Source organism: uncultured Agrobacterium sp. (assembly GCF_913777885.1).
Taxonomy (GTDB): domain Bacteria; phylum Pseudomonadota; class Alphaproteobacteria; order Rhizobiales; family Rhizobiaceae; genus Agrobacterium.
In genome coordinates this window covers 101551-121027 of record NZ_CAJYTV010000017.1, presented here as the reverse complement: position 1 = coordinate 121027, position 19477 = coordinate 101551, and the positions used below count along the sequence as shown (strand labels likewise).

The following is a 19477-nucleotide window of genomic DNA, read 5'->3' as shown; positions in this document are numbered from 1 at the left end:
GACGTGATGGGATGGTCTATAATGGGAGGACACTATGCACAAGAACGCGAGGCGCAGGAGAAGACGCAATGCTTGATGTCGTGATTGCCGGGGGCGGATATGTGGGCTTGAGCGTTGCTGTCGCCATCAAGCAGGCAGCGCCGCATCTGGGCATACAGGTCATCGAGGCTGCGCCCGAAGACGTCTGGAAGAAAGACGTGCGGGCTTCCGCAATCATTGCGGCCGCAAGCCGCATGCTGGATGTCTTCGGCATCTGGCAGGAGTTGGAGCCGGAAGCACAGCCGATCAACAAGATGATCGTGACGGATTCGCGCACGGCAGATCCCGTTCGTCCGGTGTTTCTGACCTTCGATGGCGATGTGGCGGAAGGCCAGCCCTTTGCGCATATGGTGCCGAACGTCGCCATGGTCGGCGCTCTGCGTAGTCTTTGCGAGCGACTCGGCATCGAGATACGCCATGGCCTTAGCGTTACCGGCTTTTCCGCAGGACCACAAAGCAACATGATTTCTCTTTCCGACGGGTCGTCGGTTGAGACACGTCTGCTGGTTGCCTGTGATGGCGTCAAATCGGCGCTGCGCGACATGGCTGGCATCAAGACTGTCCACTGGGCTTATGACCAGTCTGGCATCGTCACCACTGTCGAGCACGAACGCCCGCACAATGGCTGCGCGGAAGAGCATTTCCTGCCGTCCGGCCCATTCGCCATCCTGCCGCTTAAAGGCAATCGCTCCTCGCTGGTGTGGACCGAACGTACTGCGGACGCCGACAGTCTCGTTGCGTCCGACGATCTGATTTTCGAAGAAGAGCTTGAGCGGCGCTTCGGCCACAAGCTCGGACCCATCCGCCCTGTCGGTCCGCGCCGCGCTTTCCCTCTTGGCCTCACGCTCGCCCGCGCTTTCGTCGCACCGCGCATTGCGCTGGCCGGCGACGCCGCTCACGGCATTCACCCAATTTCCGGCCAAGGGCTCAATCTTGGCTTCAAGGATGCGGCAGCGCTGGCGCAAACCGTCGTCGAGGCCGATCGCATCGGGCTCGATATCGGTTCTCTCAACGTGCTGGAGCGCTACCAGTCCTGGCGCCGCTTCGATACCGTGCGTATGGGCGTGACAACCGACGTGCTGAACCGTCTTTTTTCAAACGATGTCGGCCCTATCCGCGTCGCGCGCGATTTCGGGCTTGGCCTCGTCGACCGGATTCCAGCGCTCAAATCCTACTTTATCGGCCAAGCTGCCGGAACCTCGGATCGCAATGGCCCAAAACTGCTGGCGGGACAACCTCTGTAGCCGGCATCGTTCTTTAGCGACATCTGATTCAGCATCTGGTGGCTTTGACGGCAGAGAAAGCCACATCTTGCCGTGAACAAAGACTGAATCTTCTGGAGTCAGCGATTCGTCTCTGATTCGTTCTCAACCTGTTCCGAATCTTGTGGCTTTGGCGTTTCTCGGTAAAAAAGCGTTTTGCGCGACCGTATCCGGCAATCAAATGAGCGAAGACGCCGCTGATAACGCTTTCGTCCTTGCGTTTGGCCCTCTCGATTGCCATGTGTGAAGGACTAAAATGCGGGCGCCCTCACGCCGTGTCCGAAGAGTAGCAGCATCGTCGTTTTCGCGGATAGTACGTTGAATTTTCGCCCCATGATCTTGAGCGGCCGCGGTGTAACGGCCGTTCTTGGACCGACAAATACCGGCAAGACCCATTATGCCATTGAAAGAATGGTGGCGCATGGAAGCGGGGTCATAGGCCTGCCGCTGCGCCTGCTGGCGCGCGAGGTCTATACGCGACTGGTGGAAAAGGTCGGCGCCAACAACGTCGCGCTGATCACCGGCGAAGAGAAGATCTCCCCTCCCCGCGCCAAATATTCCGTCTGTACAGTGGAAGCGATGCCGCGCGAAACCAATGCCGCCTTCGTCGCCATCGACGAGGTACAGCTCGCGGGCGATCTGGAACGCGGCCACATCTTCACCGACCGCATCCTGCACTTGCGCGGCAAGGAAGAGACGCTACTTTTGGGTGCCGGCACTATGCGGCCCATTCTCGAAAAGCTGCTGCCGGGCATCGTGATGGTCGAGCGCCCTCGCCTCTCACAGCTCTTCTATGCGGGCTCGAAGAAGATCACCCGCCTGCCGCAGCGTTCGGCCATCGTCGCCTTCTCCGCCGACGAGGTCTATGCGATTGCCGAACTGGTACGTCGTCAGCGCGGCGGTGCTGCCGTCGTTCTTGGCGCGCTGTCTCCCCGCACCCGCAACGCCCAGGTCGGCCTTTATCAGAATGGCGATGTGGAATACCTTGTCGCGACCGATGCCATCGGCATGGGTCTGAACCTCGATGTCGACCACGTGGCCTTTGCCCAGGACCGTAAATTCGACGGCTACCAGTTCCGCAATCTGAACCCGGCTGAAATGGGCCAGATCGCCGGTCGTGCCGGACGTCATTTGCGCGACGGCACCTTTGGCGTCACGGGCCGGGTCGATCCGCTGGACGATGAACTGGTGGAGCGGATCGAATCACACGAGTTCGATCCGGTCAAAGTGCTGCAATGGCGCACCAAGAATTTCGATTTCTCATCTATCAGAAATCTCCAGGCGAGCCTTGACGCCGCACCAACGGTGCAGGGCCTGTCACGTGCGCTTCCCGCCATCGACCAGCAGGCGCTTGAATATCTGGCGCGCTATCCGGAGATCATCGACGTCACCACGACGCCGGAGCGTGTCGAAAGATTGTGGGAAGCCTGCGCTTTGCCGGACTATCGCCGCATCGCGCCTGCACAACATGCCGATCTGATTTCGACCCTCTATTTCGATTTGGTGAAACGCGGTACGGTCAATGAGAATTTCATGGCCGAACAGGTGCGCCGCGCCGACCGGACAGACGGTGAGATCGACACGCTTTCCGCCAGGATTGCGCAGATCAGAACATGGACGTATGTATCCAACCGCCCAGGATGGCTTGCCGATCCGACACACTGGCAAGAAAAGACACGGGAAATCGAGGATCGATTGTCCGATGCGCTACATGAAAGGTTGACGAAACGCTTTGTTGATCGCAGGACATCTGTGCTCATGAGGCGCCTAAGAGAGAATGCGATGCTTGAAGCTGAAATCAGTGTGAATGGTGATGTCTTCGTAGAAGGACATCATGTCGGTCAATTGGCGGGATTCCGGTTCACCCCGGTTTCGGGAACCGAAGGCCCGGATGCCAAGGCCGTGCAGGCGGCAGCGCAAAAGGCGCTCGCATTGGAGTACGAGGCGCGTGCCGCCCGTCTCCATGCCAGTGGCAACGGCGACCTCGCCTTGAGCTCGGACGGCCTCGTCCGCTGGCTCGGTGAGCCCGTGGCGCGTCTGGCCGCCGGCGACAACATCATGAAGCCACGCGTCATCATGCTGGCCGACGAGCAGTTGAGCGGCAATGCGCGTGACCACGCACTTGCCCGCATCGAGCGCTTCGTCAATCATCAGATCGCAACGGTTCTGAAGCCGCTCGACGATATTTCTCGTGCCGAAGACCTGCAGGGTCTTGCCAAGGGCCTGGCGTTTCAGCTGGTCGAAAATCTCGGCATCCTGTTCCGTCGTGATGTGGCCGAGGAGGTCAAGACGCTCGATCAGGACGCGCGCGCTTCCATGCGCCGTTACGGCATCCGCTTCGGCGCCTATCACGTCTTTCTGCCTGCACTTCTGAAGCCGGCGCCTGCCGAGCTCGTGACACTGCTCTGGGCCTTGAAGAATGACGGACTTGGCAAGCCGGGCTATGGCGATCTCATTCCGGTTCTGGCCGCTGGCCGCACCTCGGTGGTGACCGATCCCGGCTTCGAGCGCATGTTCTACAAGCTTGCTGGTTTCCGTTTCCTCGGCAAGCGCGCCGTGCGCATCGATATTCTTGAGCGCCTGGCAGACCTCATCCGTCCGCTGCTGCAGTGGAAGCCCGGTCAGCAACCGCGCCCAGAAGGCGCCTATGACGGTCGCCGCTTCACCACCACCACAGCAATGCTGTCGATCCTCGGCGCGACGCTGGACGACATGGAAGAGATTCTCAAGGGTCTCGGCTACCGTGCCGATCAGGTCTCTGCAGAAGAGGCAGCGACTTTCCTGGCCGCACAGAGCGGCGAGCCTGCCAAGGCAGGTGCGACAGACGCCGCTCCAGCTGAAGACGCTGCAAATGACGATGCGGACGCCTCCGATGCCTCCGAACAGGAAGTCTCTGCCGAAGCGCCGGTCGAAACAGCTGCAGAGGTGAAGGCTGAAGAGCCGAAAACCGAAGGAAGCACGTCTGAAGAAGGCAAGAGCGAGGAAGCGACGGCTGAAAACGCTGAGCCGAAGCCGGTCCTTCTGTGGCGTCCAGGTGGCCGCAACGACAATCAGCGCAGCGATAACCGCCGCCCGGGCAACCGCAGTGCTGGTAACCGCGGCGAAGGCGAACGTCGCGAAACGGGCGAAGGTCGTCCAGGCAACCGCCACAATACCAATCGTGACGCTAACCGTGATGGCGATCGCAAGCGCGAAGGCGGCCGTCCGGACAATAAGGCACGCGGCAACAACAATCGTGGCGATCGTCCTGATCGGGGCGAGCGCAAGGATCGTCCCGAACGCAACGATCGCGGCGGCAAGCCGCAGGGTCAGCAGCGTTTCGAGGCAAAGCCACCGCGCAAGGAAAAGCCGATGGATCCGGATTCGCCTTTCGCCAAGCTCGCTGCTCTCAAGGAGCAGCTGAAGAAGTAAGTCTATGGGTCAAAAGGAACAGCCACTCGAAGCCGGGCGTCAGCGCCTCGACAAGTGGCTGTTCTTCGCCCGTATGGCAAAATCCCGATCGATTGCCCAGAGCTACATTCAGTCGGGCAATATCCGGGTCAATGGCGCGCCCATCCGCCAAGCCAGCCACATGGTGAAGCCCGGTGACAAGCTCGATATCTCCGTCGAGCGGATGGACCGCATTCTCATCGTCAAGGCGGCGGGCGAGCGGCGCGGGCCTTATGAAGAGGCCAGGCTTCTGTATGACGATCAAACCCCTCCCCGCGAACCGAAGGATCGCTTGACCCTGCTGGAGCAGGCTGTTCGCCAGCCAGGCAGCGGTCGTCCGACCAAGAAGGAACGCCGGGCGCTAGACAGGTTCATCTCGGAGAGCGATAACGATCCAGATTAGAATAAACGACTATTTTGCTCGCTTTTTTCAGCATGGTTTATCCTTGCTATCTTGGGTCAAAGGCATTACGTCACTTGCGAAAATGCCCTGTCTGAATTCCGGGCGAAGGCTTGTGTTCGAAAGCCACTGACCCGGCCTGCATATTCTGGAGTTCTTCATGACGTATGTCGTGACCGATAATTGCATTCGCTGCAAATACACTGATTGTGTTGAAGTCTGCCCCGTGGATTGCTTCTACGAAGGTGAAAACTTTCTCGCCATCAACCCTGACGAATGCATCGATTGCGGCGTATGCGAGCCGGAATGTCCCGCCGAGGCAATCAAGCCTGATACCGAGCCGGGCCTCGACAAGTGGCTGAAAATCAATGCGGAATATGCTGCTATCTGGCCGAACATCACAGTCAAGCGCGATCCGCTGCCGGAAGCCAAGGAGATGGACGGCGTCGAGGGCAAGCTCGACCTCTACTTCTCCGCTGAGCCTGGCAAAGGCGACTGATACAAGTCAGCTCTGTGTAAATATTAAAAGCCTCCCGGCACCCGCCGCGGAGGCTTTTTCATTTCTCTCGATCGATAGAAAGATCAGCTGCCCCTGCCCGCTTGCAGGGTTGTGGCAAGCAGCGTCAGAAGCGCCACGCTCTCTTCCAGGCTCTGACGCTGGCGACTTTGCAGGATCGCTGACTGCAACCGGTTCATTTCTCTGGCAATCGCGGCCGGCTGCCATGTGCGTAGCGCACGCTCGATGATCGGCTTGCGGCGAAAATGAATGCCGCGCCCAAGCGTCTGCATCACTTGGCCTGCCTGAAGCTTCTTCTCGTCCATTTCGGCCCGCATCTGGTCGAGCAACTGAAATTGCCTTAGGCATCCCTGCAGCACCAGAAAGATCGGCGTCTTCGAGGAGATGATCTTCTGGCTAGCGTGAAAGAAGCCGTTGCGATCGCCCTTGAGGATCGCGTCCACGGTGTCGTCCGCAGACACCGCACTGGCATCGCCAATGATCGCCTCGACATCGTCTTCCTCGATCACATCTCGGCCACGGCAGTAGAGCGCCAGTTTCTTCACCTCATTGCGTGAGGCAATGCGGTCGCCACCCAGCGACTCGATTAGTCGCTGTCGTGCCGCTGGCGTGATCCTTAAATTTTCATCGGCAAGCTCATGATCGATCAACGCGTTCAACGATCTTGCATCATCGGCATAGCAAGGAATGGCGGCAATAGCGCGTGAGGGCTCGGCGATCTTGCGAAGCCCCGTGCCTTTTTTAAGGTCGCCTGCCTCGATAATGAGAAAGCTTGTCTCTGGCGGACTATCCGCCAGCACCTGAAGCGCATCGACCAACGGCTTTTCATTGGCCGCACCCTTGACCCAGACAAGCTTTTCGCCGCCAAAGAGGCCAATGGCGTTCACCTCGTCCAAAAGCCGTCCAGGGTCGCCCTGCAGGTCGGTGACGGCAAGTTTCAGCGAGGCGAAGGCATCATTCGGATCGATACCGGTCTTTTTTGCAATGATCGCAGCACGTTCCGATACCAGTCCGCGATCCGGTCCATATAGGACAAAGATGCGAAAACGCTCCGCCGGATTTTCGGCGAAGCGTTCGAATTCATGAGACTTGATTTCCGTCATGATCGCAGCTTATCGGCTGAGCGTGGCGGCAATGTCCGTGCGAATGATCTCTGCCAGTTCACGCGCCGCACGGTTTTCGCCGTCACGGATCGCACGGATCTTGGCGAATTCCTGCTGCGGCAGGTCGAGCATGGCGGTGACGGTGCGCTTTGCGGACCGTAGAACCTGACCGTCGGACATGCGCGTCAGCACATATTGACCGGTCATCGTCACGCGACCCGGATAAGGACCGTCATAGTTGCTCTTGCCGACCGACAGGCTGGTGTCGTTGGTCACCTCGGTGGAGCTGGCGCTGGAGGAAACCACCAGCTTGACCTGATAATCCGTCTTGGTGGGAGCGCCCTGCCCGCCATAGGCGAGGAAGATCAGGTGGTTGCGAACCTCCTGAGTGATGCGGTCGCCAGCGGATGAGAAGCTGACGGAGGCGAGCTTCTCACGCGTTCCCGATTCCACACCATAGAGCGGGCGAACCTGGCAGCCCGCAAGCGCACCAGACAAAACGACGACAGACACTGCGGCGGCTATGCGGCCCCATCTGGAGTAGGCATCAAACAACAATGTTCACGATCCTTTGTGGAACCACGATGATCTTCTTCGGCTCTGAACCGGCGAGTGCCGCCTTGACGGCATCCAGTTCCAGCACGGCGGCGCGTACGGTATCTTGATCCGCATCGCGGGCGATTGTCAATTCGCCACGCTTCTTGCCGTTGATCTGGATCGGCAGAACAACCTCGTTCTCTTCGACCAGCGCTGGCACGAAGACAGGCCATGCCGCCTGAGCAACCAGACCGGAATTGCCAAGAACCTTCCAGCACTCTTCCGCCAGATGCGGCGTCATCGGCGCAATCATGCGGACAAGTATTTCTGCGGCATCGCGCGCCGCAGCCTTCACGTCATCCGCCTTGCCACCGGCGGCAACCTCGGCCAAAGGACCAGCCAGTGCGTTGACCAGTTCGTAGATGCGGGCAATCGCCTTGTTGAAGGCAAGCTTGTCCAGATCGTCCTGTACGGCCTTCAGCGTCTTGTGCGCGGCCTTGGAAATCGCCAAGCCCTCGCCTGCCGTGGCCGGAGCTGCCTTGGCAGTCTTCAATTCGTCGGCAGCTTCGCCGATAATGCGCCAGACGCGCTGCACGAAACGATGCGCGCCTTCGACACCGGCTTCCGACCAGATCACATCGCGATCCGGCGGGCTATCGGACAGCACGAAGAAGCGCGCGGTATCGGCGCCGTAAGAGGCGATGATATCGTCGGGGTCGACCACGTTCTTTTTCGACTTCGACATCTTCTCGATGGAGCCGATCGTCACCTCCGCGCCGCCCTCCAGCATGAAGGCACGACGCTTGCCGTCGACATCCTCGATGCGGATATCGGCCGGTACGACCCATTGACCGTTCTGGCCTTCGCCCAGGCGATAGGTCTCATGCACCACCATGCCTTGGGTGAACAGGCCCTTGAAAGGCTCCTTCACGTCCACATGGCCAGTTTCCTTCATCGCGCGGGTAAAGAAGCGCGAATAGAGCAAGTGCAGGATCGCGTGTTCGATGCCGCCAATATATTGGTCGACCGGCAGCCAGCGATTGGCGACCTTTGGATCGGTCGGCTCATTCTCCCAAGGTGCGGTAAAGCGGGTGAAGTACCAGCTGGAATCGACAAACGTATCCATGGTGTCGGTTTCGCGCCGCGCATCGTGGCCGCATTGCGGGCAGGCGACGTGACGCCATGTCGGGTGGCGATCCAGCGGATTGCCGGGGACATCGAAGGTGACGTCGTCGGGCAGCTTGACCGGCAGATCCTTCTTCGGAACCGGCACGACGCCGCAGACTTCGCAATGGATGACCGGGATCGGGCAACCCCAATAACGCTGACGGGAAATGCCCCAGTCGCGCAGGCGGAAATTGACCTTGCGCTCCGCCTGTGGGGCGTCACCCAGCATCTGCTGCGACAGCTTGGTCACGACCGCTTCGAAGGCGTCCGTGGTCTTCATGCCGTCCAGGAAGCGGGAATTGATCATCACGCCGTCATCGACATAAGCCGTATCACCAACGGTGAAGCTTGCTGCATCGCCATCTTCCGGCATGACGACCGGAACTACGGGCAGGCCATATTTGCGAGCAAAATCCAGGTCGCGCTGGTCGCCAGACGGGCAGCCAAAGATCGCGCCGGTGCCGTAATCCATCAGCACGAAGTTGGCGATATAGACCGGCAGCTCCCAAGACGAATCCAGCGGATGGACGACCTTGACGCCGGTATCCATGCCGCGCTTCTCAGCCGTTTCCAAAGCAGCCAGAGACGTGCCCTGACGACGGCATTCGTCGCAGAACTCGGCAATGGCGGTATTGTTCTCGGCCAAGGCTTTCGCCAAAGGATGATCCGCAGCGATCGCCAGGAACGAAGCACCAAACAGTGTGTCTGGGCGCGTGGTGTAAACCGTGATGTCACTGAACCTTTCCGGCGCAGTGGCGGCCACCGTCTGCCAGCGCAGCGACAGGCCTTCGGACTTGCCGATCCAGTTTTTCTGCATCAGCCGGACCTTTTCCGGCCACTGATCCAACTCATCCAGCGAGTCCAGCAGATCCTGGCTGAAATCGGTGATGCGGAAGAACCATTGTGTCAGCTCGCGCTGCTCGACCAGCGCGCCGGAACGCCAGCCGCGACCGTCGATCACCTGCTCATTGGCCAGAACCGTGTGGTCGACCGGGTCCCAGTTGACCTTGGACTGCTTGCGATAGACCAGGCCCTTCTGCATGAAGTCGATGAACAGCGACTGCTGACGGTGGTAGTAATCCACGTCGCAGGTCGCAAATTCGCGGCTCCAGTCCAGCGACAGTCCCATGGACTTCAACTGGCCACGCATGGTGGCAATGTTCTGGTAGGTCCAGTCCTTGGGGTGAACCTTGTTCTGCATGGCGGCGTTTTCCGCCGGCATGCCGAAGGCATCCCATCCCATGGGATGCAGCACGTTATAGCCGCGCGCGCGCTTGTAGCGGGCAACCACATCGCCCATCGCATAGTTGCGCACATGGCCCATATGGATGCGACCGGATGGGTACGGGAACATCTCAAGGACGTAATATTTCTCGCGGCTGTCGCCATTATCTGTGACGAAGACCTTGTCTTCGTTCCATTGCTGCTGCCAGCGCGGCTCGGCGTCGCGAGGATTATAACGTTCGATGGCCATACTTCTGAAATCCGGGTATCGAGGGGGTAATGCGCGGTGACCTTCACCATGAAACGACCGATGCGTCAAGTTTTGCAGGGCGTTAGGGGGCGCAAACTTGGAATACAGCGCTTAAATGGTGACAATCATGCTTGGCATCAAGCGCCACCCGCTTTAGAGCGCCGTGCGTCCTATTGGACGCACAAAGGACGCTCTATCTTCTTTGATCTACGCATCGTGCTTTCCGAAAATCGATTTCGATTTTCGGGCCGATGCTGTAGGACGAGCAGATCATCGTTTGAGAGAGAACAGAGGCCTCCCATGGATATCGAAGCCCGTCTTGCCGACATCAAGCAACGGATCGCCACCACAGCCGAAAAGGCAGGCCGAAACGCCGCCGATGTCACTCTGGTTGCCGTCTCGAAAACCTTCGATGGTGACGCCATTCAGCCAGTGATCAATTGCGGCCAGCGCGTCTTTGGCGAAAACCGCGTCCAGGAAGCGCAAGGCAAATGGCCGGCGCTGAAGGAGAAGACCCCGGATATCGAGCTTCATCTGATCGGCCCGCTGCAGTCCAATAAGGCAGCCGACGCGGTGGCAGTGTTCGACGTGATCGAAAGCGTCGATCGCGAGAAGATCGCTCGCGCGCTTGCAGACGAATGCGGCAAGCAGGGCAAGGCGCTTCGCTTTTACGTGCAGGTCAATACCGGGCTGGAGCCGCAAAAGGCAGGGCTCGATCCGCGTGAGACCGCAGCCTTCGTCAAGCTCTGCCGCGATGAGCTGAAGCTGACCGTTGAAGGCCTGATGTGCATTCCGCCAGCAGACGAAAATCCCGGTCCGCATTTTGCGTTGCTGGCAAAGCTCGCCAAGGAATGCGGCGTGGAAAAGCTCTCCATGGGCATGTCCGGCGATTTCGAGACGGCGATCGAATTCGGCGCGACCAGCGTGCGTGTCGGCTCTGCCCTCTTCGGCGCGCGCTGACGCCCTTAACGACCCTCTAAAACCAGAAAGCCACGGCGTTTTCAGCGCCGTGGCTTTTTTCTTTGAAGAGGCCTTCGAGGCTCACCCCGTTCAGTCGAACGGGATGGAGCGATCCGTGCTCTTGACCGGCTTGCCATCGATCGTGACGGCAATGTCCGCGGAGCCTGCCGTGCGCGTCACGGAAACGTCGCGGGTGGTTCCATCGATCGTGACCTGGACGGAGAACCCATCCCAGGCTTCAGGCAACGACGGCGCGATATGTAGCTTGCCGCCATTGCGCGTGATGCCGAGAATGCCTTCGACCGCAGCGCGATAGAGCAGGCCGGCCGAACCCGTATACCAGCTCCAGCCACCGCGACCGGCATAGGCGTTTTCGCCATAGACATCCGCCGTCACCACATAGGGCTCGACACGGTAGGTCTCGGACGTTTCGCGGTCCAGCGCGTGATTGACCGGGCTCAGCATCGAGAAGCATTTCCATGCATCTTCGCTGCGGCCAAGCTTGGCAAGTGCAAGAACCACCCAGGTTGCAGCGTGGGTATACTGACCGCCATTTTCACGAACGCCCGGCGGATACCCCTTGATGTAGCCGGGATTGTGCGGCGTTCGACGGAACGGCGGAGTGAAGAGACGGATGATGCCGAGATCCTCGTCCACCAACTTGCTCATGACTGCATTCATCGCTTGCTGCGAGCGGTCGGTCTCACCCTCGCCGGACAGTACGCTCCAGCTCTGGCCGAGCGAATCGATCTGGCATTCCTCGCTGCTTGAGGAACCTAGCGGTGTGCCGTCATCGAAATAGCCACGACGGTAATAGTCACCGTCCCAGCCTGCGGTTTCGAGTGCTGCGCGCAACTTGTCGCGGTGCGTCTTCCAGCGTTCGACGCGGTCGAGATCGCGACGATCTTCTGCAATAGCGATGAAGTCGCGCAGCGTTCCGGCCAGGAACCAACCGAGCCAGACGCTCGTCCCCTTGCCGCCAATGCCGACGAGGTTCATGCCATCGTTCCAGTCGCCACCGAGCATCAGTGGAAGACCGTTTTCGCCGGTGCGATGGATGGCGAGATCAAGCGCCAGTGCCACATGCTCGTAGAGGTTCGCCGTCTTCTCGCTTGTTTCCGGCTGGAAGAAGGCATCATGCTGGCCAGGCATCAAGGCTGCACCCTTGAGGAAGGGGATATCCTCCTCCAGGATTGCCTTGTCGCCGGTGGTGGCGATGTACTGATAGGTCGCGTAGGCAAGCCACACGACGTCATCGGAGATCGTGGTACGAACACCTGCTCCTGTCAGCGGCAACCACCAATGCTGGACGTCACCCTCGACGAACTGTCGACCAGCAGCGCGGATGATCTGCGCGCGGGCGAGATCCGGTTGGTAGAGCAGGAAGGCAAGCGTGTCCTGCAGCTGGTCGCGGAAGCCGAAAGCGCCGCTCGACTGATAGAAGGCCGTGCGTGCCAGGATGCGGCAGGAGAAGGCTTGGTAGGGCAGCCAGGTGTTGACTAGGTGGTTAAAGCCAGCATCCGGTGTCGAAACCTGCAACTGGCCGGTAAAGCCCTTCCAGAAATCCTTGTTCGCCTGAAGCACGGTGTCGAAATCCGAACTGCGGATATCCTTCACCAATGCGCGAGCCTCATCCACCGTATCGGCATCTCCGAGATAGAACAGCACATGGCGTTCTTCACCCGGCTTGAGGTGAATTTCCTGCATCACTGCCGCGCAAGGCGCGCCATCAAGCTCCGTGCTTCCGGAAAGCGCAGCACCCGTGACCACGGCCTGCGGTGCATTGATGGTGCCAAAGCGACCGATGAACTCACGTTTGCTGGTCGTGAAGCTGGTCGACGGTCCATCGAGCGACAGGAACGACGTCCTCTCATTATAGTCGATGCTGTAGGGGTTGGAGGCAAAGAGTGCACCGGTGTCCTCATCATGACTGCTCAGAATGAACGGCGCAGACTTCTGCGGATTGTTGCCAAGCACCCACTCGACATAACCATAGGTCTTCAGGCGGCGGTTCTGCGTTCCGACGTTGCGGATCGTCAGACGCGAAAGCTTGACCGGCTTTTCGCGATCCACCGTCTGCGTCACCTCGATATCGAGACCGTCATCGACGCTGCGGAAAGTGGAGTAACCGAGACCATGGCGGGCTTCGAAGACCGCTTCCGGGTTGCGACCGATGGCAGCAAAGGGCGAATGGATCTTTCCGCTTTCGGCATCGGCAACATAGATTGCCTCACCCGGTCGGTTGGTAACCGGATCGTTGGTCCACGGTGTCAGCTGATAGTCGCGGGAATTGCGGCTCCAGGTGAAGCTGGCGCCTTCCGCTGAAACATGGAAGCCGAATTTCTCGTTGGAGATGACGTTGATCCACGGATGCGGCGTGGACTGTCCACGGTTCAGCCGCACGACGTATTCGCGACCATCCTTGGTGAAGCCACCAAAGCCGTTCCAGAAATCGAGATCCTGGGTGTCTTCGACGGGATCGGCAACCGGATAGGCGGGTGAGGGCAAACGCGCGAGCGTCGCATTGGCATCCGGTCCACGGTTGGCCGCAAAGAGCGACACGGCGCGGTTGACCTGGTCGACGATCTTGCCGTTGCGCACGTGAAGCACGACGCGAGATGCGGCCAGAAGTGCTGCCCAGGTTTCCTCATCCATCAAGTCACGGCGCACCGAGAAGACATGCGGTCTTCCGCCATCCGCCGGGTTGATGCGGCGCTGCGCTTCGGAGATGTGATCCAGCGCATGCTGCATATCCTGCGCATAGGATGCGGAGCGCTCATTGACGATGACGAGATCGAAGATCACGCCGCGCGAGCGCAGATATTCATGCGCACTCAAGGCTTCACGGACGATATCCATGTCCATGTCGTCATTGATGCGCAGCGCGAATATCGGGAAGTCGCCCGAAATCGCCAGCGACCAGAGGGAACGCTGCGAGGCGAGACCGGTTTTCAGCGTGTCCGCATCGGCGCGCAGATGCATGTCCGGATACACAAGGTAGCGACCGAGATGCTGGAAGGCTGCTGCCTGCTGCGAGGAGACGCCGACATGGCGCATCTGCACCTGGGTGCGTGTCCAGGCATGAACAAGTTCATGCGCGAATGCATCCGGGTGACGATAGCGATCGATCGCCTTGTCGACATCCTCACGGCCAGGCGCTGCAATCGTCCAGAAAATCACGCTGACCTTCTTGCCGGCAGGCACGCGCACGACGCGACGCAACGACAGGATCGGATCGAGCGTGAAGCCATCGGAATTCGAAAGCGTCGCTCCCTGATCGAAGGCGGCAGCCTCTGCAAGTGTGCGGCCACGGCCGATGAACTTGGCGCGATCGGTCTCGTATTCCGTCGCACGAGACGTGCCGGCATTGTCTGCCGCCAGGTGCGCGATGATGGTATCGGGATCGCTCGGCGAACGCTTGTTGCGCCATGCGCGGATGACATCGCCGCGCTTGCCGATTTCTGTCTGCACGAACATGCGCGAGAACAGAGGATGGGCGTTGTCGTCGTCCTCCTTGCCGATCACCGGCTCGAGATAGGAGGTCACTTCGATGTAGCGATCTTCCGTCCCGACGTTAAGGAGGGTGATACGGCGGCCTTCAGCATCATGCTCGGTGGCAACGATGCACTCGACGACGCTCTGCAGATCGCCCACTGTTTTGTGGAATTCGGCACGATCGTCCATGAAGACAGTCTTGGTCTTTTCTCCTTCCGCAACGCGTGGTTCTGCGGTCGCACTCCACCATTGGCCAGTCGTGGTGTCGCGCAGGAACAGGAAGGTACCCCAACGGTCTTCCGTCGGATCGGCCTTCCAGCGGGATACCGCCTGGCCGTTCCACTTGGAGTAACCGGCACCGGTTGCCGTCAGCATCGTGGAATAGTGGCCGTTTGACAGGAACACCACGTCACGATCACGGATGGCCGGATCGGTCACCGTGCGGATTTCGGCGCGCAGAAGATCCGCCTGTTCCTTGCCGGGAGTTTCCGGCTCGTACTTGGCGCTCATCACCGGCACTTCGCGCGGTGCTTTTTCCTGCAGCAGCAGTTCGGCTGCTTCGATCACCGGATCGGCATGGAACAGTTCACGCAGGAAACCGTCAAAGGCGACGTTGGCGACAGCCGCAATCGACATGCCATGGTGGTGGGCATAGTAGTTGTAGACGACGGCACAGACCTTGCCATCGGGAACGCGGGTCGGCGTAAAGTCCACGGCATCGTGGAAACCATAGCGACCAAGCGCGCCGAGCTTGCGCAGCTTCTCGAGGTTTTCGAGCGCCGAGTCTGGATCGTACTGCGCGGCGAGGATCGACGCATAGGGCGCGATGACGGCATTCTGGCCAAGACCACGCTTGAGGCCGAGCGTCGGCACACCGAAGTTGGTGTACTGGTAGTTCATATTGTGGTCGCGGGCATTGAAGGCCGCTTCGGAGATACCCCAAGGCGTGCCGAGACGGCGACCGTGATTGATCTGTTCACGAACGATCAGATTGTTGGTCTGATTGAGGATACCACCCTGACGCTCCTGCATGACGAGCGGCGGCATCAGATATTCGAACATCGAACCCGACCAGGAAACCAGCGCGCCCTGCGCGCCGATCGGCACGACCTGACGGCCGAGACGATACCAGTGTTCCGTCGGCAGATCGCCCTTGGCAATCGCAAAGAGCGAGGTCAGGCGGCATTCAGAAGCCAGCAAATCGTAGCAGGCCTCGTCCAACTCCTGGCTTTCCACACGGTAGCCGATCGAGAGCAAACGGCGATCCTTGCGGTAGAGGAAGCCGAAGTCCATGGAAAAAGCGAGATTGCGGCTGCGATCGCGAAGCGAGGCAAGACGCTCCCGCAGCGAATCGATCGTGGAGTGATCGAAGGCGCTGTCGGAGATATGCGCTTCACAGCAATCCACCAGCATCTGCGCCCAGCGCGTCATTTCGGCGCTCTGCTCGGACTTCACTTCCAGATCGAGATTGGCCGCAAGTTTCTGAATGTCACGCGCCAGAACCGCAAGGTTGATGACGCGGATCGAGGCGAACTCGTGCTCGCGCTTGACCGAGGTAAGCGCGTTGGAGAAGCCGATGATGCGCTCTTCCAGACGGCGGTGCAGCGGGCGCAGGTTCTTGCGGTCGTCCGGCAGTTCTTTCAGGCTTTCGCGAACGATGCCGGCGACATCGCCGATACCGTCAAGATTGCCCTGAAGGTGAGCCGACGGCGCTTCCGCCCACTGGCGGCAGGCAGAGGAAATAGCGATCAGGTGACCGGCAAGGTTACCGCTATCCACGGCGGAAACGTAGCGGGGGCCGAGCGTCTGCAGCGTATCGGTATGGTACCAGTTGTAGAGGTGACCGCGATACTTCTCCATCTTCTCGACCGTCTCGATGGTCTTTTCCAGACGCTCGATCGTGTCGGAGAAGCTGATCCAGCCAAACTGACGGGCAGAAATCGTCGACAGAAGATAGACGCCGATATTGGTCGGCGAGGTGCGGCTGGCAACGATAGGCTCCGGTGTCTCCTGGAAGTTGTCCGGCGGCAGATAGTTTTCGTCCTTGTTGACGAAGGTCTCGTAATAGCGCCACGTGCGACGCGCGATCTTTCTGAACTCACTCGACACATGCTCAGAAACGAACATGCGGTCTTCGGTTTCCGCAGACTGGCTGACATACCAGGCAACCACAGGCGAGAAGACCCACAGAAGAGCGAACGGGACGCCGACGAGGAAGGCATTATCACCAGGGAGCGCTGCGAACAGAAGACCGAGAAGAGCAACGACCGGCGCATGCCACATCTGACGATAGTAATCGAAGACGCTGCCCTGGGCGCTGGACTGCATGCTGGCGGCGGTACGCCATTCCAGCAGCAGCTTGCGGCTGACGAAAAGACGGTAGAGCGAACGTCCGATGGCATCAGCCATCATGCAGGCGCCGTCGGCAATGAAGACGATGCGGAGCGCGACCTGTGCATTGGTAGCGCGGATTTCCGACCAGATGGTGTGGAAATGCGCCTGGGGCACGATATCCGTTGAACGAGGCACAAGGCCCGTCAGAAGCGAGATGGTCGGCGCAACGAAGAGCGAGAAGATCAACAGAATCTGCCAGATCAGCGCGCCGAACGGGTCCATGAAGTACCAGCCGAGAACGGACGCCACGAACCAGGCGATCGGGGTCAGCGAGCGGCGCAGGTTGTCGATCATCTTCCAACGGCCGAGCGCGGTTACGCCGCGTGCGGCATCGAGAATGTAGGGCAGCAACTGCCAGTCGCCACGCGCCCAGCGATGCTGGCGCGAGACTTCGACCTCATAACGGGTCGGGAAATCCTCGACGAGTTCCACGTCCGTCACCAATGCACAGCGGGCAAAGGAGCCTTCAAGCAAATCGTGGGACAGAACGGAATTCTCGTCGATGCGGCCCTTCAGAGCCTTTTCGAAGGCATCCACATCGTAAAGGCCCTTGCCGGTAAAGGTGCCTTCTGCGGTCAGGTCCTGGTAGACGTCGGACACAGTAAAGACGTAAGGGTCGATACCGCGGTTGATCGAGAAGACGCGCTGGAAGACCGACGCATCCTTACCCGTCGTCAGCGACGGCGTGACACGCGGCTGCAGCAGACCGTAACCATGGATCACACGGCCGGTTTCCGGATCGTGAACCGGGCGGTTGATCGGATGATGCATCTTGCCGACGAGTTTGGTGACTGCATCGCGCATCAGACGCGTATCGGCATCCAGCGTCATGACATATTTGACATCCTTCGGCACGGTGTTCGCACCGTTGAGGAAGGTCGTGTCCTTGTCGCCGCGCAGCAACAGGTTCAGTTCATGCAGCTTGCCACGCTTGCGCTCCCAGCCCATCCAGCACCCTTCGGACGGATTGTATATGCGGCGGCGATGAAGCAGGAAGAAGCGGGTCTTGCCGTCAAAGGCATAGCGCGCGGAGAGGTTTGCCACTTCGCGCTTGGCATATTCCAGAAGCTCCACATCCTCGGTGGTCTGCTCCTGCTGCGCATCGCGCCAGTCGCTGATCAGCGAGAAATAGATCTCGCCATGGGGATTGGCGAGATAGTGGACTTCCAGATTGCGGATCATCTCGTCAACCGCATCGCGGCTGGTGATCATGCAAGGCACGGCAACCAGGGTGCGGGCATCTTCAGGAATGCCGCTCTTGAACTCGTAACCGACAAGGCGGAACGGCTTAACGAAGAAAGTGACAAGCGTGTTGAAAAGACCTGTCGCGCCTTCGGAGGCTGGAAGTGCAAACATCAAGAGGAACGCGCTGACGACATACCAGGGCATGCCGGCTTCAGCCAGGAACCAGCCAACCGCCAGCATAGCAATAGCTGTCAGAACCAGAACCGGGACAGCAACGGCAAGCCAGTTGAAGCGGCGCATGGTGCGCACGACGCGCTGGGCAAACAAGGGATTGTAGCCAATGCGTTGCTCCAGTTCCTTGCGGCGCTGACCGACGAGGAAGGCGCCGACATTCGGCTGATGCGGATAGGCATCATTCGACGTGGCGGCTTCCGTCACCATGTCGACGGCAAGCTGAGCCACCTCAACTTCGGTCTTGCTGGAACGGCGCGCCAGCAGTTCGACATTGTTGCGGTAAGTGTTGCGCGAGCCGAAGTCGAGCGTTTCGTAGTCAGTCTGCTCGCGCAGAACCTTGTCGATGTGGCTGACGTCTTCGAACCAGACCGACCATTCGGTGTCATCGATCTCACGCAGGCTCTTGACGATATTGCCCATCGTCACGTTGCCAGAGGCAAGGCGGTTGTGCTCCGCCATCATAACGTTTTCAGCGTCGGTGCCGACGCTGTGGAGACGCTCTTCCAGCCAGTTCAGTGCGAAGTTCGAGGTTTGCGAGCCGTTCTTTAGACGATAGAGGAACTGGGTCGCGAATGTCGGGTCATCGACCAGCGGGTCGATCTGCTTGAGGAATTCCGCCGAAGGCTCCGCCTCGTTGAGACGGATGATCTCGTCCACCACCTCATTGGCCTTGTGGCGCATGCGGCGCGAGCGCTCGACACGAATGGAGATGCGGCGCAGGTTCTCGATCAGCACGAAGCGCAGGAAGGACGGCAGCGCCCAGATCTCACCGATCTGTAGCGTCTTGTTGGTCTGGAAGCCTTCGACCAGCGCCGTCAGACTTTCGCGCGAGACCGTGCTGTGGGTGTGGGCGACAAAGAGCCATGCCAGTGCCAGAGCGCGCGGGATTTCGGCATTGCCGATCCGCATCGTCGGCAGTTGCCGATAGAATTTCTTCGGGAAATCGCGACGGACTTCCTGGATGGCTTCTTCGATCACATAGTGATTGTCGAGCAGCCATTCCGCAGCCGGCGTGATGGTCAGGCCGTTTTCCGAATCTACCGCCGTGGTGCGATAGACGCGCAGAATTTCCTTCTCGTTCTCGCGGTGACGCGCGAAGAAGTCGAACTCCATGAAACCGGGAAGGGAGGCAGAACCTGAGTGCGACAGGTCTGCCCCGCAAGCTTTCAGCTCGTCTATGTTGAAATAGACAGAGCGGATCGAGTCGTTGTGATCGATCTGCTTGGTTTCGGAGTCACGGGCGGCGGCGGTCGGCGTAATATGAAATGACATCGGCTCGTA

9 protein-coding genes are annotated in these 19477 nt (G+C 59.5%); 5 read left to right on the top strand and 4 right to left on the bottom strand.

Annotated elements, in window-relative coordinates; translation table 11 throughout:
• Window positions 1-68: 68 nt before the first annotated feature.
• The 4 genes from QZ869_RS15725 (at window position 69) to fdxA (ending at window position 5629) form a co-directional block, all read left to right on the top strand.
• Window positions 69-1283 (top strand): ubiquinone biosynthesis hydroxylase, encoded by a 1215-nt coding sequence (locus tag QZ869_RS15725; RefSeq protein WP_296105841.1) that lies wholly within the window; start codon window positions 69-71, stop codon window positions 1281-1283.
• A gap of 351 nt (window positions 1284-1634) precedes the next feature.
• Window positions 1635-4712, top strand: a complete 3078-nt coding sequence (locus QZ869_RS15720; protein WP_296106069.1) for a helicase-related protein — start codon at window positions 1635-1637, stop codon at window positions 4710-4712.
• 4 nt (window positions 4713-4716) lie between these two features.
• Window positions 4717-5133, top strand: coding sequence for an RNA-binding S4 domain-containing protein (locus QZ869_RS15715; RefSeq protein WP_296034904.1), 417 nt, complete (start codon window positions 4717-4719; stop codon window positions 5131-5133).
• 157 nt (window positions 5134-5290) lie between these two features.
• Entirely contained in the window at window positions 5291-5629 is a 339-nt protein-coding gene (fdxA, locus tag QZ869_RS15710; protein ID WP_062444698.1) for a ferredoxin FdxA, read from the top strand.
• A gap of 83 nt (window positions 5630-5712) precedes the next feature.
• Here the strand turns inward: fdxA and holA are convergent, their stop codons facing one another.
• From holA to leuS, 3 genes are read right to left on the bottom strand one after another with little or no spacing between them, the layout of a single operon-like run.
• Entirely contained in the window at window positions 5713-6750 is a 1038-nt protein-coding gene (gene holA / locus QZ869_RS15705; RefSeq protein WP_296076752.1) for a DNA polymerase III subunit delta, read from the bottom strand.
• 9 nt (window positions 6751-6759) lie between these two features.
• Window positions 6760-7308, bottom strand: a complete 549-nt coding sequence (gene lptE / locus QZ869_RS15700; RefSeq protein WP_296034911.1) for an LPS assembly lipoprotein LptE — start codon at window positions 7306-7308, stop codon at window positions 6760-6762.
• Entirely contained in the window at window positions 7298-9928 is a 2631-nt protein-coding gene (gene leuS, locus QZ869_RS15695) for a leucine--tRNA ligase (RefSeq protein ID WP_296105839.1), read from the bottom strand. The genes lptE and leuS overlap by 11 nt, the downstream gene beginning before the upstream one ends.
• Window positions 9929-10228: 300 nt before the next feature.
• Here leuS and QZ869_RS15690 point away from each other — a divergent pair, with 300 nt between their 5' ends.
• Window positions 10229-10888, top strand: coding sequence for a YggS family pyridoxal phosphate-dependent enzyme (locus QZ869_RS15690; RefSeq protein ID WP_296105837.1), 660 nt, complete (start codon window positions 10229-10231; stop codon window positions 10886-10888).
• Between the two features lie 90 nt (window positions 10889-10978).
• On the opposite strand, the gene QZ869_RS15685 is transcribed toward QZ869_RS15690, so the two are convergent.
• Window positions 10979-19468 (bottom strand): glucoamylase family protein, encoded by an 8490-nt coding sequence (locus tag QZ869_RS15685; protein ID WP_296105835.1) that lies wholly within the window; start codon window positions 19466-19468, stop codon window positions 10979-10981.
• Window positions 19469-19477: the final 9 nt, after the last annotated feature.

Bases quoted from the DNA above. Each gene is read 5' to 3' on its own strand.
- QZ869_RS15720 (WP_296106069.1), top strand. From the start codon at position 1,635: ATGATCTTGAGCGGCCGCGGTGTAACGGCCGTTCTTGGACCGACAAAT.
- QZ869_RS15685 (WP_296105835.1), bottom strand. From the start codon at position 19,468: ATGTCATTTCATATTACGCCGACCGCCGCCGCCCGTGACTCCGAAACC.
- QZ869_RS15690 (WP_296105837.1), top strand. From the start codon at position 10,229: ATGGATATCGAAGCCCGTCTTGCCGACATCAAGCAACGGATCGCCACC.
- holA (WP_296076752.1), bottom strand. From the start codon at position 6,750: ATGACGGAAATCAAGTCTCATGAATTCGAACGCTTCGCCGAAAATCCG.
- leuS (WP_296105839.1), bottom strand. From the start codon at position 9,928: ATGGCCATCGAACGTTATAATCCTCGCGACGCCGAGCCGCGCTGGCAG.
- QZ869_RS15725 (WP_296105841.1), top strand. From the start codon at position 69: ATGCTTGATGTCGTGATTGCCGGGGGCGGATATGTGGGCTTGAGCGTT.
- QZ869_RS15715 (WP_296034904.1), top strand. From the start codon at position 4,717: ATGGGTCAAAAGGAACAGCCACTCGAAGCCGGGCGTCAGCGCCTCGAC.
- fdxA (WP_062444698.1), top strand. From the start codon at position 5,291: ATGACGTATGTCGTGACCGATAATTGCATTCGCTGCAAATACACTGAT.